The 24,658-nt window shown below is 60.2% G+C and carries 19 protein-coding genes and 1 pseudogene; 8 read left to right on the forward strand and 12 right to left on the reverse strand.

Annotated elements, in window-relative coordinates; translation table 11 throughout:
- The first annotated feature begins 291 nt into the window (after nucleotides 1-291).
- Nucleotides 292-2,397: a TonB-dependent receptor domain-containing protein gene (locus HX814_RS29675; RefSeq protein WP_003219873.1), complete on the forward strand. Its 2,106-nt coding sequence runs from the start codon at nucleotides 292-294 to the stop codon at nucleotides 2,395-2,397.
- Between the two features lie 158 nt (nucleotides 2,398-2,555).
- On the opposite strand, the gene HX814_RS29680 is transcribed toward HX814_RS29675, so the two are convergent.
- Nucleotides 2,556-3,020, reverse strand: coding sequence for a hypothetical protein (locus tag HX814_RS29680; RefSeq protein ID WP_008431185.1), 465 nt, complete (start codon nucleotides 3,018-3,020; stop codon nucleotides 2,556-2,558).
- A 133-nt stretch (nucleotides 3,021-3,153) separates the two neighbouring features.
- Between HX814_RS29680 and HX814_RS29685 the strand changes: the two genes are divergently transcribed.
- Entirely contained in the window at nucleotides 3,154-4,434 is a 1,281-nt protein-coding gene (locus HX814_RS29685; protein WP_173406087.1) for an MFS transporter, read from the forward strand.
- Here HX814_RS29685 and HX814_RS29690 read toward each other — a convergent pair.
- Genes HX814_RS29690 through HX814_RS29700 form a run of 3 tightly spaced genes read right to left on the reverse strand, consistent with a single transcriptional unit; the run spans nucleotide 4,426 to nucleotide 6,823 of the window.
- Entirely contained in the window at nucleotides 4,426-5,967 is a 1,542-nt protein-coding gene (locus tag HX814_RS29690; protein ID WP_177009898.1) for a cryptochrome/photolyase family protein, read from the reverse strand. The genes HX814_RS29685 and HX814_RS29690 overlap by 9 nt on opposite strands.
- Nucleotides 5,964-6,269: a DUF6482 family protein gene (locus HX814_RS29695; RefSeq protein WP_134326164.1), complete on the reverse strand. Its 306-nt coding sequence runs from the start codon at nucleotides 6,267-6,269 to the stop codon at nucleotides 5,964-5,966. Before HX814_RS29695 ends, HX814_RS29690 begins: the two co-directional genes overlap by 4 nt.
- 17 nt (nucleotides 6,270-6,286) lie before the next feature.
- Nucleotides 6,287-6,823 carry a DUF3833 domain-containing protein gene (locus tag HX814_RS29700; protein ID WP_177009899.1) on the reverse strand — a complete coding sequence of 179 codons (537 nt, stop codon included), beginning with the start codon at nucleotides 6,821-6,823 and terminating at the stop codon, nucleotides 6,287-6,289.
- Nucleotides 6,824-7,429: 606 nt separating this feature from the next.
- Between HX814_RS29700 and HX814_RS29705 the strand changes: the two genes are divergently transcribed.
- The gene (locus tag HX814_RS29705) at nucleotides 7,430-7,765 is read left to right on the forward strand and encodes a DUF6124 family protein (RefSeq protein ID WP_003219885.1); all 336 of its coding nucleotides are present in this window, start codon (nucleotides 7,430-7,432) and stop codon (nucleotides 7,763-7,765) included.
- A gap of 244 nt (nucleotides 7,766-8,009) precedes the next feature.
- Here the strand turns inward: HX814_RS29705 and HX814_RS29710 are convergent, their stop codons facing one another.
- Complete coding sequence (locus tag HX814_RS29710; RefSeq protein ID WP_177009900.1) at nucleotides 8,010-9,497, reverse strand: aldehyde dehydrogenase family protein; 1,488 nt, start codon at nucleotides 9,495-9,497, stop codon at nucleotides 8,010-8,012.
- A 228-nt stretch (nucleotides 9,498-9,725) separates the two neighbouring features.
- Between HX814_RS29710 and HX814_RS29715 the strand changes: the two genes are divergently transcribed.
- Both HX814_RS29715 and HX814_RS29720 read left to right on the forward strand, forming a co-directional pair.
- A complete protein-coding gene (locus HX814_RS29715; RefSeq protein WP_177009901.1) occupies nucleotides 9,726-10,895 on the forward strand; it encodes a p-hydroxyphenylacetate 3-hydroxylase oxygenase component in 1,170 nt (389 codons plus the stop codon).
- A gap of 59 nt (nucleotides 10,896-10,954) precedes the next feature.
- A pseudogene (locus HX814_RS29720) lies at nucleotides 10,955-11,431 on the forward strand (flavin reductase family protein); the annotation flags it as partial.
- Between the two features lie 173 nt (nucleotides 11,432-11,604).
- Here HX814_RS29720 and HX814_RS29725 read toward each other — a convergent pair.
- The gene (locus tag HX814_RS29725; protein WP_177009902.1) at nucleotides 11,605-12,933 is read right to left on the reverse strand and encodes a hypothetical protein; all 1,329 of its coding nucleotides are present in this window, start codon (nucleotides 12,931-12,933) and stop codon (nucleotides 11,605-11,607) included.
- Nucleotides 12,934-13,149: 216 nt separating this feature from the next.
- Between HX814_RS29725 and HX814_RS29730 the strand changes: the two genes are divergently transcribed.
- From HX814_RS29730 to feaR, 3 genes are all read left to right on the forward strand, one after another.
- The gene (locus tag HX814_RS29730; protein WP_102606196.1) at nucleotides 13,150-14,649 is read left to right on the forward strand and encodes an APC family permease; all 1,500 of its coding nucleotides are present in this window, start codon (nucleotides 13,150-13,152) and stop codon (nucleotides 14,647-14,649) included.
- The gene (locus HX814_RS29735; protein ID WP_003219899.1) at nucleotides 14,630-15,214 is read left to right on the forward strand and encodes a DUF3156 family protein; all 585 of its coding nucleotides are present in this window, start codon (nucleotides 14,630-14,632) and stop codon (nucleotides 15,212-15,214) included. The genes HX814_RS29730 and HX814_RS29735 overlap by 20 nt, the downstream gene beginning before the upstream one ends.
- Nucleotides 15,215-15,331: 117 nt before the next feature.
- Complete coding sequence (feaR, locus tag HX814_RS29740) at nucleotides 15,332-16,285, forward strand: transcriptional regulator FeaR (RefSeq protein ID WP_177009903.1); 954 nt, start codon at nucleotides 15,332-15,334, stop codon at nucleotides 16,283-16,285.
- Nucleotides 16,286-16,450: 165 nt separating this feature from the next.
- Here feaR and HX814_RS29745 read toward each other — a convergent pair whose 3' ends face one another.
- From HX814_RS29745 to HX814_RS29770, 6 genes are all read right to left on the reverse strand, one after another.
- On the reverse strand, nucleotides 16,451-16,864 hold the full coding sequence (locus HX814_RS29745) for a hypothetical protein (protein ID WP_177009904.1): 414 nt from the start codon (nucleotides 16,862-16,864) through the stop codon (nucleotides 16,451-16,453).
- Between the two features lie 133 nt (nucleotides 16,865-16,997).
- Entirely contained in the window at nucleotides 16,998-17,378 is a 381-nt protein-coding gene (locus HX814_RS29750; protein WP_102606198.1) for a hypothetical protein, read from the reverse strand.
- Nucleotides 17,375-22,105 carry an RHS repeat-associated core domain-containing protein gene (locus HX814_RS29755; RefSeq protein WP_177009923.1) on the reverse strand — a complete coding sequence of 1,577 codons (4,731 nt, stop codon included), beginning with the start codon at nucleotides 22,103-22,105 and terminating at the stop codon, nucleotides 17,375-17,377. Before HX814_RS29755 ends, HX814_RS29750 begins: the two co-directional genes overlap by 4 nt.
- Nucleotides 22,106-22,279: 174 nt before the next feature.
- Nucleotides 22,280-23,041 (reverse strand): SDR family oxidoreductase, encoded by a 762-nt coding sequence (locus HX814_RS29760; RefSeq protein WP_177009905.1) that lies wholly within the window; start codon nucleotides 23,039-23,041, stop codon nucleotides 22,280-22,282.
- Nucleotides 23,034-23,834, reverse strand: a complete 801-nt coding sequence (locus HX814_RS29765; protein ID WP_003209867.1) for an SDR family NAD(P)-dependent oxidoreductase — start codon at nucleotides 23,832-23,834, stop codon at nucleotides 23,034-23,036. Before HX814_RS29765 ends, HX814_RS29760 begins: the two co-directional genes overlap by 8 nt.
- Nucleotides 23,827-24,648 carry a molybdenum cofactor biosynthesis F family protein gene (locus HX814_RS29770; RefSeq protein WP_177009906.1) on the reverse strand — a complete coding sequence of 274 codons (822 nt, stop codon included), beginning with the start codon at nucleotides 24,646-24,648 and terminating at the stop codon, nucleotides 23,827-23,829. The genes HX814_RS29765 and HX814_RS29770 overlap by 8 nt, the downstream gene beginning before the upstream one ends.
- Nucleotides 24,649-24,658 lie beyond the last annotated feature (10 nt).

Consider the following 24,658-nt stretch of genomic DNA (forward strand, 5'->3'; position numbering starts at 1 on the left):
AACTTTTGTTGGAGGGCTGTTGGGATTTGCACAGTTGCGTCCTGTGCCCGCAGGGCGGGGCTTTCGTTATGCTTTTATTGCTTGAGCATATAAGTGTTTGTGGGTGGTTTTTGTATTGTCCGGAATCGAACATTTCACCAGCAAAGTGTTGCACTTGTGGCGATTAATAAGAGTGGCCGGCCAGTGTTTATTGAGGCTTGGAAGTGGCATGAACCCTGCAAAGTTGGAAACAGAGCGCGACTATACGAATAGATGCTCCAACTAATTCGAGACCCCAGGAGTATTTAATTCATGCGGCAACTGTTTGAACCTCGCGCTCGTCGTTTTGAGTCACTGGCCACCGCGTCCAGCCTTGGCGTGCTGTTGATGTTGATACACGGCGCGGCCTTTGCCGCCCAGGCGGACCCGACCCTGGCCACGGTAGTGGTCACCGGTGCCGAAGCCACCGAAGCGCAAAAGGCCGAGAAGCAACTGTCCAAGGTGCCCGGCAAAACCGCAGTGATCGACAACCGCAAGATCGAACAGGGCCGCGCGGCGAACGCCGAGGACGTGCTGGCGTTGCAGCCGGGCGTATTCGCCCAGGCCACCAGCGGCTCGGGCGCGAACAAGATTTCGATCCGCGGTTCGGGCCTCAACACCTTCTATCAAGGCTATGTGCTGGGGATCAAATTCCTCTATGACGGCCTGCCGTTGACCGGCCCGGGCGGCACCCAGGAAGACATGCTGGACATGGCTTCCGTGGACCACACCGAGGTGCTCTACGGCGCCAACGCCTTCCGTTATTCGGCCTTGTCCCTGGGCGGCGCGATCAACTTCGTGAGCAAGACCGGCCGCACCGATCCGGGCAACTACGCGCGTTTCGAAGCCGGCAGCTTCGGCTATCGCAAGGAGCAACTGAGCACCGGCGGCGTGGACGGCGACAATGACTATTACGTCAGCATCCAGCACAACGAGCGTGACGGTTACCAGGACAACACACCGAACAAGGGGCAGGGGATCGTTGCCAACTTCGGCCACGTGTTCAGCCCGCAACTGGAGACGCGCTTCTACATTCGCTACAAGGAAGAAACCCTCAGCCAGGGCAACACCCTGACCAAATACCAGCTCAAGCATGACCCCACGAGCAACCTCGTGCCCATCGGGCGCAAGAAGGACGGCTCGACCCTGCTGGGCAGCACCACCACCTACACCTTCGACGACAATGCCAAGCTCGAAGTCGGCCTGGGCTACAACGATTACCCGCTGGACAACGGCTGGCGCTATTCGCCAACACCACAGGAATGGCGCTCCCAGGACGTCAACCTGACCTTGCGCTACCTGCGCACCGCCGACACCTTCTTCGGCCTGCGCAGCGACAGCAGCGTGACCTTCAGCAATACGCTGGCGTACCTGGCCGATGTGAAATCCCACAGCAAGGCCACCGGCATCACCCAGCAGAAGACCAACTACACCGGCTCGCGGGACACGGTGTTTTCCCTCGGCAACGAACTGCAACTGAATGACCGCACGTGGCTGTCCACCGGGTTGTCATTGATTGATATCAAGCGCAAGGCGCAGATCGAATACAGCACCGCCACCAATACCAGCGCGTTCCCCAGTGGCGTTGAATACGACGAGACCGACGTCGCCCCGCGCATTGGCCTGCGCTATCAGTTGACTCCGGAATTCGAAGTGTTCGGCAACGTCAGCCGCTCGGTGGATCCACCGGTCACCTGGCAGCTGGGCAGCACCGGCACGCCGTACATCCGTGATGTGCGGCCGCAAAAAGCCAACACCGTGGAGTTCGGTATTCGCGGCGGCCACGGTATTTTTGACGGCAGCCTGACGGTCTACCGCTCGTGGGTGCAGAAAGAACTGCTGTCGGTAGTGGTACGCCAGGCGACGGCCACCCAGGACCAATTGGTGGCTACCTCCAACGGCAGCGCGACCATTCACCAGGGCATCGAAGCCGGCTTGAATGCGCAACTGTGGGACGGCGGCAATGGCGACACCGTGACCCTGCGCCAGGCCTATACCTTCAACGACTTCCACTACCGCAACGATGCGGTGTTCGGCGACAACCAGCTGCCGGGCCTGCCGCGCCAGGTCTACCAGGCCGAGCTGGAATATCGCCAAGGCAGCGGTTTCTACGCGCAGCTCAACGCCCGGGCGGCGTCCAGTTATTACGTCGACTTTGCCAACTCCCTGAGTGCGCCGTCGTATACGTTGTGGGGGGCCAAGGTGGGCTACGAGGCCCCGAGCAAGAAGTGGGAAGTGTTCGTCGATGCACGCAACCTGACCAACAAGCGCTATGCCACGGCCACCAACACCGCGTACGACGCCAAGGGCCAGGACTCGGCCAACTTCTATGTGGGGGATGCGTTCAACGTGACCACGGGGGTGGCGTTTCACTTCTGACCGCAGGCCGGCGCTCTAACAAACAAAGGAAATCCTTGTGGGAGCTGTCGAGCTTTAGCGAGGCTGCGATGGCATCACCTCGGTGTACCTGAAGCACCGAGGTGCCTGCATCGCAGGCAAGCCAGCTCCCACACTGGATTTTTGTAGCAGCTGGAAATTTAGTTCTGCGGCCGCTGTTTGGTCGAGTCCAGCTCGGCCTTTTTGCCGGTGCTGATCTCGGTGATCTGCGCCGACTTGGCGATCGCGAAATCAAAGGTGTCCTGCATCTTGGCGATGGCATCGGTCGCCGTGCCGTTGAGCCCACCGTTGGCTGCCCAGTCGAAGTTCCACACCCCGGAAAAGTTATCGGCACCGGCCACATCATGGGTTTCGATCGCGGTGAACACGTCGGGATGGCGCTCCATGTACTGGGCCGCAGCGCTCACATCGGCGGGCACCTTGCCCGAGGCATTGCTGGCCAACTGTGAAAGCTCTTGCTTGGTAATGGCCGACTTGCCCGACTGGCGCATGTAATCGGCGATCACCTTGCTCGACTTGGAAATATTCAACTTGTCGTCGAATACCGACGTCGAGGCTTTTTGAGTGGTCGGTCCGCCACCGGCGGGTGTTACGGTAGTAGACATCGGCGCTGCTCCCTCAATGAATTGGATGACATCGAAGCCGACGTTAGCATGGGCAATTGGCCATTTATCACCGGCTTCACAACAATTCGCAGCGGCCGGAAAATTTCACAGCGTTTCGCACAGGGAAGGGATGGTGTTCAGGACGAATCAAGGGCAAAGCCGGTTTGCCGGTTTTTTCATCAGCCGCAATTTTTCACTTTTATGGCTGGGCCAGGCGCTCTCGTCCTTCGGCGAGTATGTGCTGGAGAGCACGATCATCGTCTGGCTGGTGACCGATCTGTTCCGTGACAGCGCCTTTCTACCCAGTGCCGTGGGCCTGGCGGTGGCGGCCTCGGCGATCCCGCGGGTGCTGGTGGCGCCATTGGCGGGTGCCTGGGTCGACCGCCTGACCCCGCTCTACGTGATGATCAGCGCAGACGCTATCCGGGTGATCAACTTCCTGATCTTTATCCTGATCTATTCGCTGTCCGGCCTCGATCAGATGCAAGTGTTCGCCGGCGTGCTGCTGTTGCTGGTGATGAACAGCAGCGCCGCGCAGTTCTTCAACCCGTCCCGGCAGGCGGTCATGCAAGTGATCATTCCCGCTGAGCGGCGGGTGGAAGCGTCGGCCAAGACGATGTTTTCCCTCACGGGCATTTCGGTGCTTTCCGCCTCCGTGGGCCCGGCGCTGTTTGTGTGGGTGGGGCCGATCTGGGCGTTGCTGATCAATGTGCTGGCGTTCAGCTGTTCAGCGCTATGTATCCTGGCCACCCGAGATTTGGGGGCTGCATTGCCCGCAGAGCGCGCCTCATTCTGGCGTGGACTCTTGGCCGGCCTGCGGTTTTCCTGGGGGCACCCGTCGATTCGAACCCTGCTGACCGGCGTGGCGTTATATGGCTTTTCCCTCGGTATCAACAACGTCGTCCTGTCGTTGTATGCCTTCAAAACGTTGGGCCTGAGCCCGCGTGAATATGGCCTGGTACTCGCCGCATTCCCCGTCGGCGGGCTGGTGGCGGCCTTTCTCGTTCGGCCGCTGTTGAAGGTCTTGAGCATTCGACGCGCGTTCACCGTGGCGCTGTTGTGCCTGGGGCTGAGCTACCTGGGCTATGCGTTGCATCCGCCGTTTTACCTGGCCTGGGGGCTGATGTTCTGCTGCGGGCTGTGCTTTTCGGTGTTTGCCATGGTGCAGGGGCCTATGCTGCAAGAGGCCGTGCCGGCAGGCTATATGGGCCGAGTCTCCGCGACCGTGACGCCGGTGCTGGCCATTGCCTCGCTGACCGGCACCCTGGTGTGTTCCCAGACGCTCAACCTCGTGCAAGGTGTGGATGTGTACGGCGGCTATATCGTTATCGCGGCGGGCTTGCTGCTGACGGGAGGTGGATTGATGCTGCTCGGTCAGCGTGCCGGCAAACACCAAGTCGCCCGCTCAAAGTGACTCGCCCGCATCCAGCTTCGCCAGCAGCCTCTGGCCCCGTTCCCACAGCGCGTCCTGCTTGGATTCAGGCATCCGGTCGAGATTTTTATAGAGCATGGCCATGCGCTGATTGCCCCGCAGCAGGTCGCCGTGGCGCATCAGGAAGTGCCAATAAAGCGCATTGAACGGGCAGGCATTGTCAGCGGTACTTTCCGTGACTTTGTAGGCACAGCCTCGGCAGTAGTCCGACATGCGCTTTATATATTGGCCGCTCGCGCAATAAGGCTTGGAACCCAGGTAACCGCCATCGGCATGCATCACCATGCCCAGGGTGTTGGGCAGCTCGACCCAGTCGAACGCGTCCATGTAGATCGCCAGGTACCACTCGCATATCTGGCTGGGCACGATGCCGGCCAGCAGGGCGAAATTGCCGGTGACCATCAGCCGCTGGATGTGATGGGCATAGGCATGTTTCAGGCTTTGGCCGATCGCCTGGCGCATGCAGTTCATTTGCGTCTCGCCCGTCCAGTAGAACTCCGGCAGCGGGCGGCTGTTGCCGAATGCATTGCCGGCGGCATAGTCGGGCATCTTCAGCCAGTACACGCCGCGTACGTACTCACGCCAGCCAATCAGTTGGCGGATAAACCCTTCGCCAGCGTTCAGCCCGATGCTGCCCGACCAATAGGCCGCCTCCACATCGCTGCACAGCTGGCGCAGGTCCAGCAGGCCGATGTTCAGCGCTGCGCTGATACGGGCGTGAAACAGGAACGGCTCGTCGCTGGCCATGGCGTCCTGGTAGTCGCCGAAACCCGCCAGGCCATAGTCCAGAAAGTAGTTCCAGAGGGCCTGCGCGTCGGCGTGGGTCACGGGGTAATCGAAGGTGTCGAGGGAACCGTAGTGGCTGCTGAAGTGTTTACCTACCAGCGCCAGCACGTCCTGGGTGATCGAGTCCGAGCTGAAGCGCGCCGGGTAGGGCGCCTTGGTGCCCTTGGGCAATGCCTTGCGGTTGTCCGCATCAAAGTTCCAGGCGCCGCCCACCGGCGTACCGTCACCGTTGAGCAAGAGCCCACTCTTGCGGCGCATCTCCCGGTAGAAGAACTCCATGCGCAGCTGTTTTTTACCGCTGGCCCAAGCGGCGAACGCGTCACGGCTGCACAGGAATCGGTGGTCGGCATGCCACTGGATCGGCAAACCGCAGTCCTTCAGGGATTGCTCCAGACGCCAGTCACCGCATTCGGTCAGGTGTATTTCCCGGGGTTGCATCAGCGATTGCCAGCGCCTTAACTCGCCGGGCACCGAGCCGGTGTTTTGCGGATCGTCCAGGGTGACGTACTGCACCCGCACGCCACGCTGCTGCAACGCCTGGGCAAAATGGCGCATGGCGCTGAAGACCAGGACGATTTTTTGCGGATGGTGGGGCACATGGCTGGCTTCCTCCATGACCTCGACCATCAAGACCGCATCGCGCTGGCTGTCCAGCCCATCCAATGAGGCCAGGTCAAACGACAACTGGTCGCCCAGCACCAGGCACAGGTTTCGAACTGCCTTGGTCACCACGGCGCTTCCAGGGAAAATGGCGTTCGCAGTGGCTCGATAGCGCCTTCTCGCCGGCCGCACATTTCGTCATGCACGCACTGATGCACGAGGGTGCAGGGAAACGCAGGGACTGCCTGCAACACGTCACGCAGGTGATTGACGGAGCGAAAGTGCATGGGCTTCGCCGACTCGTCCAGCAGCGTGAACTGGCCGTGGTCCAGCGTTACGCGCGCCAGATAGAAACCACCTTCCAGCGACAGCAGTTCCATTTCGCGTACAGCGCCTTGGGTGGCCAGTTTGGTCAGGGCTTGCAGGTTCATGGTTCACTCCTTACCGGTCAGGGTTGTGAAGACTGGCGACGGAAGAACAACGTCACCTGGCCGACTTCCACACCCAACTTGGACATGCTGGAGCGGTTGATCAACGTGTCTTCGTCCATCAGGTACATCCAATCGTCGAGGCTCACTTCGTAGACGGATCCATCAACCGGCAGGTTCAGGACGTAGCGCCAGCGCAGTGCGTTGCCCGCCACTTCGCCCCTGGCCTCGCCCACCACATCACCGGCCCGTCCGCGCCAGTGGGTGGGGCCGTCCGGGGTGAGGGTCCAGACACGTTGCTGGCGAGTACCATCGCTGTATAGAAAGCGCTCATCGAGAATCAGGTTTTCACCCTCGCGGCGGCTGGCGATATTCACCTCGAAACGCTTGGCCACTTCACCCGAGCGTTTCTCGAAGATGCCCCAGGCCTTGACGGGCTTGCTGAAGAAGCTCACCAGGTCCAGTTGCGGTTGCTGGTCGGCATAGTGTTTTACATCCACGCTGCCACAACTGCTCAGGCCCAACACCAGGGCCAGCGAAACCAATAGACGGGTCATTGCGGTTCTCCCCGAGAGGGCTTGATACTGCTGATACTTGTACAAAATAATAAAATTGTACAGGTATTTAGCGCATTACCAGGATGTTACCGGCTACCGGCCTGCCCATTTATGGCGGGTATATGCAGCCTCAGGGGACCAGGTGCAGATGATCGTTCCCACGCTCTGCGTGGGAATGCCGCCTCGGACGCTCCGCGTCCCGCTGGCACCGCCGCATTGACGCCTCGCGCCATGGTGACGCGGAGCGTCACGGTATGCATTCCCACGCAGAGCGTGGGAACGATCAACAATGGGCATACGCCGGCAGCGGTATCGCCCGTTCCTACGCAGACCGTTCCCACATAGATTTCAGGTTGCTTCCAGACCTTCTCGCCGCTAACCTTCGCGGGTCGCTGCCAATTCAGCGAACGGGTGTGGTAGCCCGGCTATTTCATAGATCCCAAAACGCTCAAGGGCGTTTTTTTGTGCGGGCTGCTTTGTGGCGGCTGTGCATGGGAGGCTTCGGCCTGCCGGGTTTCTATGACCGGTCTACCACCCCGTGTACAGTCGCCTCCTTAATCGTGTGGTAGCGAGCGTGGAGGTGCTTACTCATAGAGGAGCTTCACCATGAAAAAGGTCTCGCCCAACCCGCCGCATTACTTGAGCGACCAGAAATTCCACGATGCTGCCCAGCGCGCATTCAAGCACTACGACCTCAATTCAGAACCTGCCGCTTCGCCTCCGTCCTCCAACAAACTATTCTCCGTACGTGCCGGCCTCAGCACCGAAGTCGCCTTGTGTAATGCCAGCGAGATTCTTGAATCGGCGGCTGTCAGCGCCTATGACTGTGCCGAGCATCTTGATGGGGCCAGCCGCAAGCAAGTGTTGGCAGTGGTGCAATTGGTGGAGATGGCGCAGTTGTTGGTGGATGAGGCGCTGAACCGGGAGTGTCCGGTGGCCTGATCACATCCGAAATCCAACTGGCAACATAAATCCAGTGTGGGAGCGGTTGGTCAGGAGAGCGGGTTTGTCAGCAGGCTCGCGATCACTCCCACGCTGATCGTTCCCACGCTCTGCGTGGGAATGCCGCCTCGGACGCTCCGCGTCCCGCTGGCAATGCACAATGGAAGCCTTGCGCAGTGGTGACGCGGAGCGTCACGGTATGCATTCCCACGCGGAGCGTGGGAACGATCGGTCGCCCGGTTTATCAGTAGCGAATCATCACCGACTTGAGCTCGGTGTAATCCTCGATGAACGCCCCGCCAAACTCCCGTCCCACCCCCGAAGACTTGTTGCCGCCAAACGGCACCGCCGGGTCGAGCATCGTGTGCATGTTCACCCACACCGTCCCCGCGTTGATCGCCGGCACCATGCGCAGGGCCTTGCTCAGATCATTGGTCCAGAGGCTGGCGCTCAGGCCGTAAGGCGTATTGTTCATCAGTTCCAGCAGCTCATCCTCGGTGTCGTAGGGGAAAAACGTGGCGATCGGGCCGAAGGTCTCTTCGTTGAGCAGGGTGTCGTGGATCGTGTTGGCGAGAATCACGGTGGGCTCCACATAGCACCCCGGTCCGTCGATCAGCTTGCCGCCGTGGACAATCGTATTGTTCTCGGCCCGGGCCTTGGCGAAAAACCATTCGAGTTTCTGTTGGTGCTGGCGGTTGGTCACCGGGCCGAATTCGGTGCGCTCGTCCAGCGGCGAGCCGATGTTCAACCGGCCCAGGCGTTGCGCCAGTTTGTCCATGATCGGCTCGATCTGCGAGCGGTGGGCGAAGAAGCGTTCGGCGGCCGCGCAGATTTGCCCGGAGTGCAGGAAGCCGGCTTCGATGATGCCGTTGACCGCTTTGTCGAGGTCCACATCCCGCAGGAACCCGGCGGAGTTTTTGCCGCCCAGTTCCAGGGTCGCCCGGGTCAACCCGGCGCCCATGGCACTGCGGCCCACGGCGATGCCGGTGGGCACCGAGCCGGTAAACGAGACCTTGTCGGTGCCCGGGTGCTCCACCAGGCCTTTGCCCACGTGGCCGCCACCGGTCAACACGTTCAGCACGCCCGCCGGCAGGCCGGCGTCGATGGCCAGTTCGGCGATGCGCAGGATGGTCAGCGGGGTGAACTCGCTGGGCTTGATGATGATACTGCAGCCGGTCACCAGCGCCGAGGCGAGTTTCCAGATGGCGATCATGGTCGAGAAATTCCACGGCACGATGCCCACCACCACGCCCACCGGTTCGCGCAGGGTAAACGCGGTGTAGCGTTCGCCGGCGAAGGAGGGCAGTGACGGGGTAAGGGTCTGGCCGCTGATCTTGGTGGCCCAGCCGGCGTAGTAACGCAGGAAGTGCGCCGCCTGATCGACCTCGAAGGCCCGGGAAATCTGGATGATCTTGCCCGACTGGCAGGTTTCGATCTGCGCCAGTGCTTCGCGGTGTTGCTCCAGCAGGTCGGCGAGTTTCAGCAGCACATTGCCGCGAATGGCAGAGGCGACCTGGGACCATTGCCGGAAGCCACGCCGGGACGATTCCACCGCTGTGTCGATATCGGCCAGGTCCGCATCGGCAACCTGGGCGATCACCTCGCCGGTGGCCGGGTTGATCACTTCCAGAGCCTGGCCGGAATGGCTTTGGACGTACCCGCCGTCGATAAACAAGGCATGGCTTCGACGGAGGAAGGCCTGGACTTCAGGCAGCAGCGCAATATCGCTCATGGGATTTTCCTGCTCGCAAAAGCCCGAGGGTAACCAGCGCCGCCGGGCCAGGCTTGTCTGTGCCTGCCGGGCGATATGTCTGTGGCTGCCAGGCCTGTGGAAAGTGCAATCTTGGCTGTGGAAGGTGCATTTTCCGGGGGTGTCGCCCGCTCCATACTGGCCCCACATCCAGCGCCGTTCGTTGAGTTTGAACGCCAGCCGGACATCCAATAATAAGCAGGGCCGTCCATGAAAAAGCCAAACCCGCTCCTCGAAGATCTCAAGGCGATTCTGCCGACCATCGCTGCCAACGCCTTCCAGGCCGAGCAGGACCGCAAGGTTCCCGACGAGAACATTGCGCTGCTCAAGAGCATCGGCATGCACCGTGCCTTTCAACCCAGACCCTTCGGCGGCATGGAGATCTCCCTGCCGCAGTTTGCCGACTGCATCGCGTTGCTGGCCGGCGCCTGTGCCAGCACCGCCTGGGCCATGAGCCTGTTGTGCACCCACAGCCATCAACTGGCGTTGTTTCCCGCCAAGTTGCAGCAGGAAGTCTGGGGCGATAACCCGAATGCCACCGCCAGCAGCAGCATCGCGCCGTTTGGCCGCACTGAAGAAGTTGAGGGCGGTGTGCTGTTCAGCGGTGAAATGGGCTGGAGCAGCGGTTGCGATCATGCCGAGTGGGCGATTGTCGGTTTCCGCCGTAAAAACGCCGAGGGCACCCAGGACTATTGCTTCGCGGTACTGCCGCGCAGCGACTATCAGATTCGCGATGACTGGTTCGCCGCCGGCATGAAAGGCAGCGGCACCAAGACCCTGATCATCGACAACGTGCGGGTGCCAGAACACCGCATCCAGAAAGCCAAGGACATGATGGAAGGCAAGTCCGCCGGCTTCGGTCTGTACCCCGACAGCAAGATTTTCTACTCGCCGTACCGCCCGTATTTCGCCAGCGGTTTCTCCACCGTGAGCCTGGGCGTGGCCGAGCGCATGCTCGAAGTATTCCGCGAAAAAACCAGGACCCGCGTACGTGCCTACACCGGCGCGGCAGTGGGGGCGGCGACTCCGGCGTTGATGCGCCTGGCCGAGTCGACACACCAGGTGGCCGCCGCCCGGGCGTTCCTGGAAAAGACCTGGCAGGAACACGCCGAACACAGCGAACAGCACCGTTACCCGAGCCGCGAGACCCTGGCGTTCTGGCGTACCAACCAGGCGTACGCCACCAAGATGTGCATCCAGGCGGTGGACCGCTTGTTCGAGGCCGCCGGTGGCAATGCGTGGTTCGAGCACAACGAGATGCAGCGTCTGTTCCGCGATTCCCATATGACCGGCGCCCATGCGTACACCGATTACGACGTGTGCGCGCAGATCCTGGGGCGTGAGCTGATGGGGCTCGAGCCTGATCCGAGCATGATTTGACGCCGCCCCGGCCATCACAACCATCAGGACTGCGCGTTGATGCAGTCCGGGAGTCTTGCATGTCTGATAACAGTTTCGACCCACGGGCCTTTCGCCGGGCCCTGGGCAACTTTGCCACCGGTGTCACGGTGGTCACCGCCGCTGATGCCAGCGGGCGCAAAGTGGGTGTCACCGCCAACAGCTTCAACTCGGTGTCCCTGGACCCGCCGCTGGTGCTGTGGAGCATCGACAAGCGCTCCAACAGCCACGAGGTGTTCGAGCAGGCCAGCCATTTTGCGGTCAACGTGCTGGCGGCCGACCAGATCCACCTGTCGAACAACTTCGCCCGGCCCAGGGACGATCGCTTTGCCGAAATCGAATTCGAGCCCGGAGAGGGCGGTTCGCCGGTCTTCGCTGATTGCTCGGCGCGGTTTCACTGCGAGAAGTACCAGCAGGTGGATGGTGGCGATCACTGGATCATGATTGGCAAGGTGGTGGCTTTCGATGATTTTGGTCGTGCGCCGTTGCTTTATCACCAGGGGGCGTATGCGCGGATCGAGGAGCGGCAACCGTAGGGCGAACACCTCTATCGAAGGCTGAAGCAGGTTCAATGTGGGAGCGGGCTTGCTCGCGAATGCGGAGTGTCAGCCAATACATCTGGCGACTGACACACCGCTTTCGCGAGCAAGCCCGCTCCCACATGTGATCTCGGTAGCTCATTGCATCTGTGTTAGAACGGCACGGCCACGGTGACCTGGCTATAGAGATTGGTGCCATTGCCACCCACCTGGTTGCCGCCGTTGCTCTCATCCTTGTTGGGCTTGTACAAACCCAGCAGTGGCGTGACGATCAGGTGTTCGTTCACCGCCCACTCCGCGTACAGGTCCAGTTCGCGCCCATCGAGGTTGAGCATGCCGCCCTTGCTCAACGTCTTGTAGTCGAAGAACAGCGCGCCCAGGGTGACGCTGTCCAGCGGCTTGACCTTCAACGCCACATGCTGCACCTCGGTGTTGGTATTGAACGGCCCCGAATAATTGCCGGCCACTTCGCCCTGCACCCAGGTGCCGTAGCCACGGTTGAAGCCCGAAAACATCGCATCCCAGTTTTTCGAATAGCGGCTGTAGCGGTAGGTCAGGTCCGGCGACCACGGCAGCGCGGCGAAGGTATAACCGCCTTCGGTGTGCCAGGCCTTTTCCGGGCCGGCGTCCTTGTCCTGCCAGGCGTATTCAAAGGAAAAGTGCGCGTTCTCGATCCCGGCATTACCGGCGCCCCGCAGGCTGTAGATGTTCATCCCGGCGCGCTGTTTTTGCAGGTCATTGGCATAACGGTCGTCGACGCTGATGCCGTGGATATAGGTCAACCCCAGGGTGCCGGGCGCGGCGGTGTAGTCCAGGGTGCCGGCAGCCATTTCAGTGTTGGCCTGGGCGCGGTTGTCGGACTTGATCCACATTACGCTGCCATGCACGCCGTGCTTGCCACCCAGGCGTAGCACTGCGGTTTGATCGAAGGCATGCCGGGCGGCGATGTAGTAGGCGCCGCCCCGGTTGAACTTGCCGTCATCCACGCCCTTGCCGAAGTTCGGGCCGTCATCGTTGATGATGAAACCGTCGCCGAGCATGATGACCTGGCGGCCGAACGACAGGTCCACACCCTCCTTGCCCAGTGCCGGAAACAGTTCCCCCGAGCGCCAGCCGGCGAAGGCTTCGTCGAACTTGGTGGTGCGCTCGCTGCCGGTGGTCACGCCCGACGCATCGCCATCACCCCAGGTGCCCGAGCTGACCAGGTTGGCCGTGCCATACACGCTGCCCAGGGCGCCGAAGCGCTGGTCGACGCTCAAGCCATACTTGATAAAACCTTCGCGCCAGGTGGAACCGCCGGTGGTGCCGTCGTAGTTCTTGCGGCTGTTGAACATCCCGTACACCGCCAGGAAGTTGCCGGTGACCTGAGTGTCGTCATCGGCATACAGCTCGAACGCCTGGGCCGATGAGTCGATGATCATCAGCGCGACGCCCAGGCTGATGGCCCTGTACAGGTGACGGGTTTGTTGTGTGTGCTGCATTGTTATAGTCCCCAACAAGGTGAATTGAGGGAGCATTAGGGCGAGCGCCACCGGGCCAAGTCTTTCCCCTGCGTGCCAGGAAATTGTCCCAGGCCGCCAGTGGCGCAGCAGTGGCAGGCAGCAACAAAACCGGCGGCAGCCAGGAGCAAGACGATCAGCCAGGGCGGGCGCAGAGTGCCAATACTTCTAAAAATCCGCTTCTTGAGGATCTGCACCATGTCGATCAACGACCGGCTCACCGAACATTTGAAACGCGGCACGGTGGGCTTTCCAACCGCGCTGGCGAGCACCATTGGCTTGATCATGGCCAGCCCGGTGATCCTCACCGCGACCATGGGGTTTGGCATCGGCGGCAGCGCCTTTGCGGTGGCGATGTTGATCGCGGTGGTGATGATGCTGGCCCAGGCGACCACCTTCGCCGAAGCCGCCTCGATCCTGCCCACCACCGGCTCGGTCTACGACTACATCAATTGCGGCATGGGCCGGTTCTTTGCGATCACCGGCACCTTGTCGGCGTACCTGATCGTGCATGTGTTTGCCGGCACCGCCGAAACCATCCTCTCCGGCGTGATGGCGCTGGTGAATTTCGAGCACCTCAACACCCTGGCGGAATCCGCCGGCGGTTCGTGGTTGCTGGGAGTGGGCTTCGTGATTGTGTTCGGGGTGCTCAATGCGTTTGGCGTCAGCGCGTTCGGCCGGGCCGAGATCATCCTCACTTTCGGCATGTGGACCACCTTGATGGTGTTTGGCGTGCTGGGCCTGATCGCAGCCCCAGCGGTGCAGCTGGACGGCTGGTTCGGTGAATCCCTGGTGGGCACCGACCTGATCACCATCCTGTCGCTGGTGGGCATGGCGATGTTCATGTTCGTCGGCTGCGAATTCGTCACGCCGCTGGCGCCGGACCTGCGCAACTCGGCCAAGGTGATGCCCAAGGCGATGGTGCTGGGGCTGCTGGGGGTGGCCACGTGCATGTTCATCTATGGCGCGGCCATGAAACGCCAGGTGGAAAACGTATTGATCGACGCGGCGGGCGGCGTGCACCTGCTGGATACGCCGATGGCCATCCCGAAATTCGCCGAGCAGGTGATGGGCAGCATCGGCCCGATGTGGCTGGGCATCGGCTTCCTGTTTGCCGGTGCTGCGACCATCAACACCTTGATGGCCGGTGTGCCACGGATCCTGTACGGCATGGCGGTCGACGGCGCGTTGCCCAAGGTCTTCACCTACCTGCACCCGCGCTTCAAGACACCGTTGCTGTGCATCCTGGTGGCGATGCTGATTCCGTGCCTGCACGCGCTGTACTTGGGCGGCAACACCGACAACATCATGCACCTGGTGCTGGCGGCCGTGTGTGCCTGGAGCTTTGCTTATCTGCTGGTGACGCTATCGGTGGTGATCCTGCGGATTCGCCGTCCGGATCTGCCTCGCGCCTACCGTTCGCCGTTCTTTCCGCTGCCGCAGATTCTGTCGAGCATCGGCATCCTGCTGGGCATGTGGTTTATCACCCCGCCGGGCATGAACCCCGCCGACATCTACATTCCCTTTGGCGTGATGCTCGGGTGCACGGCGGCGTACGCGCTGTTCTGGACGCTGGTTGTGCAGAAGGTCAATCCATTCAGGCCCGCCTCGGTGGAAGAGGTGTTGGCCAAGGAGTTCGCCCATGAGCCGGGTCAGCCGCACAACGGGTATATCAGCCATGCTGCAAAAACTGTCTGAGCTGTTCAGCGCCCGGCGCGCGCCTGCCGGGTATCGACCCGGCGTTACGCTGGAACACCTGCGGCGTAACCTCGGCCTGGCCGGTTATGAGGTGTGTGGACCGACGACGGCCCGGGTTTCCCTGGACAATCTCGGGCTGCAACTGGAGATCGTCGAACGCACCGAGTCGCAGCTGTTGATGCACCTGGTGATGACCGAATTCGTACTGCGCATCCCTGCCTCGCAGCAGGGCACGGCGAGCTTCGAACTGCACCACACCGGGGCCGTTCGACGCACCGGAATCCGCTGTCGACAGCGGTCGGGAGACAAGGAGGTTTCAGGCATTTTGCACACGCAATTGCAGGAGGGCAGCGCCTTGCATCGCGCCTTGATGCCGCTGGACTTCAAGCGCCTGCGCATCGACCTGGTGGATCACCAGTGGTGTGTGCGGCTTGAGCATATGGGCGGCAGCGAGGTGGTCAACCGCATGCCGGCGTTCCGTCGCTACATCGCCTTGAGCAGTGTGCAACGCGCCTGGCTGCTGGACGCCTTGAACGGTTTCCAGCGCGCCTTGCAGGCCCACTGACCACCGGATTTGGCATCAATAGTGCAACCACCTTGGCAGACACGTACTTGTTGCGCGCATATAGATAACATGTTAACTATTGCCCGACAAAAACAAAAAGCCAAGGTGGAAACAACCATGAGCATGCAACAGATTGGGCAAGACGGGCTGGACCTCTGGACCCGGGATCTGCGCGCGGTTTGCGGTCACTTCGACACAGAACTGGCCTTCAACCGCTCGCTGTTCATCGGCAGCATCAGCACCTTTTCCCGCGGCGGTTTGCCCCTGGCCAGCCTGCGCACCAACGCCGGCCTGATCAAGCGCCCCAAGGCCCGCGCCGATCACGATGACGACCAACACTGCTTCCTCGTCAGCCAGCGCAGCGGCTACTGCCAGATCACCCAAAACGGCCAGAGCTTCCAGCTTGCCCCCGGCGAACTGTTATTGATGGACTCGGTGGGCTCCATCGACATCACCCCGTTCGGGCTCATCGAACACGCGTCCCTGTCCTTGTCCCGGGCAGAGGTGTGCAAACAGTTCAGCAACCAGCCCAAGACCTTCGGCAAAATCTCCTCGAGCAAAGCCTGCGGGCGCATGTTGCATGTGTTGATGGACCAACTGTGCAAAGACGCACTGAACGGCGAAGGCGCGGTCGGGGAGGGGCAGGCGTTGCAGTCGGCGTTTGTCTCGCTGCTGGGGTCGGCGTTTGAGCAGGAAGACGATGAGCGCGATGATTGTGGCGGGTTGCAGGGCAGCAATCTGCGCAGCTATGTGCAGAAGGTGATTGATGAGTCATTGACCCAGCCAGGGCTTAGCCCGGTGGGGTTGGCGAGTCGGTTGAATATCTCGGTGCGGCATTTGTACCGGTTGTTTGAGGAACAGGATGACAGCGTGTGCCGGTATATCCAGCGGGCGCGGTTGAAGCGCAGTGCGGATGATCTGACCAACCCGTTTTTGCGCAGTGAGTCGATTACGTCGATTGCGTATAAGTGGGGGTTTACGGATTCGGCGCACTTTAGTCGCTCGTTCAAGAAGCAGTTTGAAGTGTCGCCGAAGGATTTTCGGGCTGGGCGGTTGCAGCAGGTGGGATAGGGGGGTTGGCAGGCATTTCATTGTCGTACACAGCTCAACTGTGGGAGCTGGCTTGCCTGCGATGTCGATTTTTTAGGCACCCTACATGCTGGAATGTTCCGAATATGCTGAACATTCCAACTGGCTGTTCTTCCGTTATTCGAAAGGTGAGAATGTACTAATCGCTTAGTTGAAATCTTCGTATCTTTCAGCGCTTAACGATGCAAGCCAGGTTTTAAAAAAAGTAATTTGCTCTTGTGGGTCATTTGTGAGGTTTTCCTCTTCGTAATCAAAAATGTGAACTATATCCTCTGGGAGGGCGGGTTTGCCCATCGTCATTTGATAAGCGACAAGCCCTGCACTCATTTGGGATGCCATCCTTGAAGGCATCACGTTTAATCTCGCGCCCTTGCAAAGAAATGCGATGCGGGGGTGATCGGCTCTGATTTTTGCAAGGCAGACATAGAGATCTCTTCCACCATAGATTCTCTGTGGGGTTTCAGATTCTGAGAGTTTCATCAGGCATTTGGCTGCATCATATCTTACGGAGATTTCGACTTTTTTATTTTCTATTAGTGCGCAGATTTTTTGGGTTTTCATTATGACGATTTCTAATTGGGATCCATGATGTCGTATTGAAAAAATAGACCAGTCCTGAGCTTTCAGAGTTTGATCAGACCGAATCTGCGTGTGAACTCCCCGCAACCTTGACCAGCGCCGCTTTATTTTGCGACTAACATGAAGTTGCCCAGCGCTCGCAAAAATCATGCTGTTCTTGTATGTCATTGGTTAAGTCGTTTTCTTCGGGAGAAAAAATGTGAACTAGCTCGCCTTCAGGTTTGCCCATGGTGAGTTCGTAAGCTACCAATCCATTTGACATGTGTGATGACATTCCAGATGTGTGTACGTTAATTTTTGCGCCCTTACACAAGAACTTTATATCCTTGAAGTCCATTCTTGCCAGACCGAAGCTTTCGTATAGATCTATGGCGCTGTAGGATTTTCTGACCCCGTTGTTTAATGATAGAGTAAGGGTCGGCTTCCCCCCGTCGTATTCAACTGTTGCACTTTCACGAACGTTATCTCTGATTATGGTGATTTCACGTGATTTCATGGGTAACCTCTGTTCGGATTTAGTAGTGTGTATCCTTTGTAAGTGCCGTCATCGTTTACCGGTGAAGCACCCAAAATATCTTTAGTGTCGATACGTTTGGGAATGGCGATTTCTAATTCATATTTGTATTTGGAGCGGTCGCCTAGTTCCTTATTGACATCCCTCCCAGGAATCTTTTTGAGGGTATAAAGGAATCCCTCATCAAATCCATGTCCCGAGGCAAAGACCAGTGCTCTTTTCCTTGATGTGGAAGTAGGCACGAAATTGCTAGGAGGGCTGGCGTTATTCAAAGAGTGTAAATAGAGATTTGTGCTCTCTCCTCTACTTTCAAACCCGTCTCTGAAAATTTCATCTGGATGTCTCAAATCACCTCGATACAGATATTCCTGCTTTTTTTCTGGCGCGGGAGTTGAGGGCGTACCCTCATCAACCTTAGATATTCCTGATGGATCTTCAGCTTTGGTTTCAGGCTTGCATCCATCCCCACCCGGACAGGTACTCAAGCCTAACGGATCCACCCACCCCGTCGGGTTGGGCACGTATTGATATCCGTTCAGCCCACCCGCGAGCTTCACGGGATCGGGCGTCAGGTAGCGGCCAATATCCGGATTGTAGTAGCGATGTCGGTTGTAGTGCAGCCCGCTTTCCGGGTCGAAGTACTGGCCCTGGAAGCGCAGCGGGTTGGTAACGGTGTTGACGTCCAGCTTCGCGATTTGGCCGTAGGCGCGGTAGTGCGCTGACCAGACAATTTCGCCGTCCGGCGCGGTGAGTTCTTGTGGGGTGCCCAGGTGGTCGAGTTGGTAGTGGAAGGGTTTTGCGTCTTCCGGGCCGTAGCCTTTCAGCAGCGCTAATGGGCGAAAGCTGTTGGGTTCGTAGATATAGCTTTGGTGGTGATCAGCACTGTGTTCGGCAATCAGAGTGTCGCCTTGCCAGAAGAACTCGGTGGTTTGGCTTTTTATCGTTTTGGCGATACGCCGACCAAATGGATCGTAGCGGTAGCTGGCCTGTATTCCGTCCGGTTGGGTGACGCTGATCAGGCGATGCTGACAGTCGTAACTGTATTCGGTAACTAACTGCTGCGCCCGACCCCGGCGTTCCCGCAGGAGGTTGCCGAAAGCGTCGTAGTCGTAATGGCGGTCACCTTGCATCAACAGGCGATTGCCTTTGACGACGCTGGGCCCTACGCGGTCTTGCATCAGCAGGTTGCCCGCCGGGTCGTGGACGAAGCGTTCCTGCAGGTCGTGCGAGTGGTTGGCGCGGGTCAGGCGGTCGAGTGGGTCGTAGTGGTAGTCGTGCTGGCCTTTGCGGGTGTCGAGGATGCGGGTCAGGTTGCCGCGTTTGTCGTAGTTGTATTGGCGGCGCTGGTAGCGTTGTTCCTGTTGGGTGATGGCGTGGGCGTGCAGGCGGCCCTGGTCGTCATAGTGGTAGTGGCTGAGGAGTTGGCCCTGCTGGCGTTGGTGTTCGCGGCCGGATTTGAACAGGTGCGAGGTGAGCAGGCTGCCATTCAGTTCGACGGTGGCGAGGTCGCCACCTTTGTCGTGGTGGAAGGCGAGGCGGTTGTTGTCTGGCAGCCGCAGGTAGTTGAGTTGCCCGCATTCGTCGTAGCGGTAGCGCAACGTGCCCCAGCCCTGGTGTTCGGCGGTGAGGCGGTTTTGCAGGTCGTATTCGTAATGCAGCGGCCAATGACCGTCGTCGACGCTGAGAAGGTTGCCGAGACGGTCGTAGGTGTAATCGACAATGCTGCGGTCGGGCAGGGTTTTTCTTACCAGGCGACCGGCAGCATCGCGCGCATAACCGGTAACCAACTGACTGCCGTCATCGCCGTATTCGGTCTTTTCCAGCAGATGCCCGGCGAGGTCGTAGGCATAGGCGGTGCGGCGCCCATCAAACCCGATTTCCTGCTGTATCAGGCCGTTGGCGTGGTACTCAAGCCGGTAGGTTTCCCCAACCTCATTTTCGATCTCGGTGAGTAACAACCGAACATTGTCATAACGGTATTTAAGCTGCGTGCCGTCCGGATTAATCCGACGGCTGATCAGGTGCAAACCATCGGCGTATTCGTAGCGGGTGACGCGGCCCAACTCGTCGCGCGCAGCAGTGATTTTTCCGTACGGGTTGTAGCTGAATTCGCGTGTGGCACCTTCAGGCTGAATCACCTTCAGCAAACGACCCACGGCGTCCCACTGATACTGGGTCAGTGCACCATGCTCATCCTCGCAAGCAACCTGCCGCCCCAGCTCGTCATAGCGATAACGCCGCACACCGCCATTCGCCAGTTTTTCCTCAATGAGCTGGCCGCGTTCGTTCCAGATAAAGCGTTGGCTGCTGTTGTCCGGATACCAAACACCCGTAAGCTTTCCGTGTGGGGTGTACGTGTATTCGGTGTAATTGCCGTCCGGATCAGTCTTGCGAGTGATATCGCCTTGATCGTTACGCTGGTATTTCCACACCGCGTCACCACGGCGCACAACCCGTACGAACCCGTTGTCATGCTCGTAGGACGTCGGCGTATCGTCCCCGGGAAACAGCGCAATCAACCGACCGGCTTCGTCGTACTGATAGGCCGTCACCGCTCCCAGTGGATTCTGCTCGACCGTCAGCCGGCCTTTTTCGTCGTAGGATTTGAAGTGCTGCGCGCCGTCCGGATCGATCCGCTGCACCAGCCGTGCGCGCTGGTCGTGGACGTAGACTTCCTGGCTGCCATCGGCGTTGTGCACGGTGACCGTGCCGTTGTCGTCCCACACATACCGCGTGTCCATCTGCGAAAAGCTGGCCCAGTGCCGGACACATCGCGCTGCCTTGCCAGACCGTTCCCACTCCCAGAAGAAACTCGCCCCACCGGCCAGCTCGCGCTCCAGGATCACCTGCTGATCGTCGTACCGATAACGCTCGCTTTCGCCGACAGCGTTGGTCGCTTCAATCAATCGCCAAGCGTCGTCATACCTGTAGGAAACAACGTTCTGTTCGGTGACCCAGCCGAGTTCCCGGTGCACCTGATAGTCGACGGCAACGATATGGCCGCGCTCATAACGCAGCAGCAATCCCTGGCCAACATGGTTATCGATCCGCTGAATCCGCCCGGAATAATCGCGGGCAATGCGCAGCCGGTTGTCGTAAGCATCGCTGATCGCCGTCAGCACACCGTCACGGAAGTGGTAGAAAAACGACGCCTGAGCCAGCACCCATTCATCCGGCAAAGCACCCAGATAAATCGCCGCTTCCGCCAGGCTATTGGTGATGGCCGGCCGTGCAGCAGAGGGCAGGGGAAAGGTGGTGCTGCGGTTTTCGTGATCGGTCCACACCACCGATTCGCCACTCACCACCAAGCGCTGCGCCAGCGCATGACTCCAGCCAAACCCCAACCCGCAATCCACTTCCACGGCACTGCTGCGATACAACCGCGTCCAGGCAAATGGCAGGACACCCTCCAACGAGCCGTCTGTGAGGGTCAGCAGTTCCTCACCAGTAACCATCGAAACCGGACAGCCATTGGTACAGGTATTCGCCGAACAGACCGAAGCATCCCCATTGGGGTTTTTCGCCGAAGCCGGGGCATCATCCACATGTTCTTGCTTCACCAACGCCGTGCGCGCCGTCTTCGGCTCCCGCACCATCGGTGCCGGGTTGGAAATCTCATCCACGCCAGCCTTCAACGGCACCGCCGCAGCCTTCACCGGTACTGCCTGACTCTGAAGCGATAACGGCTTAAGCACCTCCGCATGCCTATCCAGCGGGGCCGTACCGCCCAGCTTGGCAATCTGTTCCAACCACTCCCGTGCCCGCTCGGACTTGACCTTGCCCAGCACCTGCGCGCCCAGCCGTACCGCCACACCCATACCGCCGGTAGCCCACAGCAACAGCAGGTTGAGCAACACCTCGGTGGTGATTTCCCCGAGCAACTCAAACATGTAATGCGGCGGCAGCATGCGCATCCAACTGACCATCGCGGACAGGTAGATGAACAGCAGTGGCTCGTCGCTGAGAATCGACAATCCCTTGGCAATTGCCTCATTACTGAGCTGCAGCAGCGCTCCAAGCTCGGCTTGTGAGAGGTACTGCAGGAGCTTTTCGCTGTTGGGCTTGATGTCTGCCAACCACTGGTACAGCTGCGCAATACCGTCCCAGAGGCCGTAAAGCACGTTTTCAAAGCCCCGCGCATAAGCCAGTTGCAGCGAGGTGTAGCGCTCGCCATAACCCGCCTTGGCATAGCTCTCCCATATCGGCTTGAACGTGCTCGTCCACTGACCGCGCAAGTTGCCTTCCAGCGAGCTGATCTCGGACTGATAGGAGGCATACAGTGCCTTGACGTGATCCCTGGAAACGTTGGGATAAAAGCTGACTCGATACTGCCGGTCGACCGTGCACTCGGTGACTTCGAGAATGCCGCTGGGGCCGATGGTCTTATGGATGGGATCGCCGAGGGGACCACCGTCTTGCGCGACTTCCTGCAGCATCACCGGCGTATTACCGATGGGCACGAACCGCGTGCTCTGGAACATATGCACCAGGGTCAACGACGCGTTGGCTTTGCAGGTCGCGACGGTGCTGCTGGGATAAAGAGAACGGGTGATGGGAGCAACCAGCGCAACTTCATCCCCCACCTTGAACACCTGCTCGACATCCAGCGCCGAAAAGCTCCAGAAGCTCTCGGCCCACGCGTCGTAGGTGTTCAGGCAATGTGTGAAGTCGTTGAGAACCCCATCGACGTCGCGCGTCTTCGGGTCCATCGCCGCCACGACCAGAAAGCCTATGGCGGGATTCAAGAGGCAGCCCCATCGGGCAGGGCATTAATCGAAAAAAACATCGGCGTTCCCTCGCGCTGTGTGATCAGGCGAGGGACTTTGCAGAGGTTCTCAGGGCAGGGGAGTAGAGGTTATCCGGCAGTTCGGTAGGACGTTTCGTTAAACCTCCGGCAAGGTCGAGCCGCCCTCCACCACCAGCGTCTGCCCAGTGATATAGCCCGCCAGGTCCGATGCCAGGAACAGCATTGCCCCGGCAATATCCGACGGTGCGCCCAGCCGTCCCAGCGGTACCTGGCTGGCGATCTGTGCATTTACCTGGTCATCCCCCAGGTTACCCATGGCCGGGGTTGCGATCATGCCGGGCTCCACACCGTTGACTCGCACATTCAAACCGGCCATTTCCAGCGCCGCATTGCGAATGAACCCGTTGACCCCGGCCTTCGACGCCGCATAGTGACTCAACCCCGGAAACGCAACCCGCGGCCCCGTGACAGACGACGTAACCAGCACGCAGCCCCGACCCTGACGGCGGAACATCGGCAGCGCCGCCTGGGTCAGCCAGAACAACGCCGAGAGGTTGACCGCCAAGGTACGGCCGAGCATCGCCGGAGTGATCTCGGCAAAGGGCGTCAGCGGAAAATACCCGGCGTTATGCACCAGAATATCCAGCCGCCCCCAGTCGTGTTCCACCCCCGCAATCAGCTCGAAAACCGCAGCCGCATCCGCCAGATCCACCGTCACCGCTTCCACCTGGCAGCCGCGCCCGCACAGCTCCAGCGCGAGCGCCTCTGCCAGTTGCAGGTCGGCGATCATCACCCGCGCGCCCCGCAGGGCAAACGCTTCGACGATGGCCCGACCAATACCCTGGGCGCCACCCGTTACCAATACGTTGCGACCAGTGAAATCCAGGTCTTCATTCATGACGCTGCTCCATACGCGCATAGGCCAGCGTCGGCACATCGACGATGCTTGAGCCCCCGTCCGCCACCAGCGTCGCACCCGTAATGATCGACGCGTCACTGGAGGCCAGGAAGCGGCACACCCTGGCGATTTCTTCAGCGCTGGCCGGCCGGCGCAACGGCACATCGGCGCACACCCGGTCATAGGCGTGCTGCAGCGTCTCGCCATAAAAGTCCATCAACGGCTGCATCTCCTCATCCGCCATCGGCGTGCGCACCCAGCCGGGGCACACCGCGTTCACCCGCACCCCGCGCGGGCCGTAATCCCGCGCCAGCGAGCGATTGAGCCCGAGCAAGGCATGCTTGGCCGTGGTGTAGCCGCATACTTCAGGCCCTGCGGCCAGGGAGGCAATCGAGCCCATCAACACGATGTTGCCGGCGCTTTCCAGCAGCAGCGGCAAACACGCCCGCGCACTGTAGAAGGCGCTGTCGAGGTTGCTGCGCAGCGCCGCTTCCCAGGTCTGCGGGCTGGTGTCGGTGGCGCTGCCCACGCCATGGCCGCCCGCACAGGCCAGCAGCACGTCGATCCGCCCATAGTGCTGGCGAATCTGCGCAATAAAACCCTCCCAGGTCTGCGGGCAGGCCGCATCACCCACCAACACCAACCCCCCGGTTTCCCGCGCGACCTGCTCCAGCGGTTCGCGACGACGGCCGATCAGTATCAACTGCGCACCCTCGGCAGCATACAGCCGGGCGCACGCAGCACCGATGCCCGTGCCGGCCCCGGTGATCACAATCGTGCGCGGCTCAGTCATCAGGATGCTCCGTGCGATTGAGCACCTGGCAGTAGGAACTGATGGGAAAGTTCGATAGCTCATCGAAGGAGGCGTCGGCATAGCCAAAGATCTTGCCGTCGCTGCGGTGTTGCTGCAGGTCGATCAGCACCAGGCCGAGGGTGGGGATGATTTTTTCGCGCCAGACGAACAGGTAGAGCTGGTCGGCGATCTTGTAGTAATCGCAGCGGTCGGTGTCGCACAGGCCCTGCTCGACACCCTTGAGGCATTGCCAGGCGTAGAACTGGTGGTTGAGGTAGATGTGCTCGTAGACCTCGCTCGGGCTGTAGCGGTACTGGTTGCGCAGGCCGATCAGGTCGGTGGTGGGCGCGTGGGGGCATTGGCCGGCTTGCCACGGGCGGTCGAGGCTGCCGTGGAGGAACTCCACTTCCACCGACGTCAGCGGCTTACCGGCCAGGGCGCGGCTGTAGAGGCCTTCGCGGGTTTGTTCCTGGGTGGGCATGCGCCCGAGCACAGCGGTGAACGAAGCGCTGGCGGTGTCGAGCACCAGGCTGACTGACCAGGCCTGCGTGCCTTCGCGCTTGATGAAATCCACCAGGTACAGGCCGGGGCGCACCGAGGTCGCACGGTAGATGGCGCTGCCGCTGGAGTGACCGTCGGCTGCAACCCAGGAGAGGCTGTCGCGCTCGAAACGGTGCTCGATCTGCCAGCCATTGGCGAAGTGCAGGGTGAAGGCCTTGCCGCTCAGGTCGGCCAGGTTCGGCAGGATAAATGCCTCTGGGGCGAAGCCGTCGGCCAGGGCGCCCACGGTGATCCAGTCAGAAGGGGTGGTCATTTGCGAAGCT

This window comes from Pseudomonas sp. C8002, assembly GCF_013385765.1.
Classification (GTDB): Bacteria; Pseudomonadota; Gammaproteobacteria; order Pseudomonadales; family Pseudomonadaceae; genus Aquipseudomonas.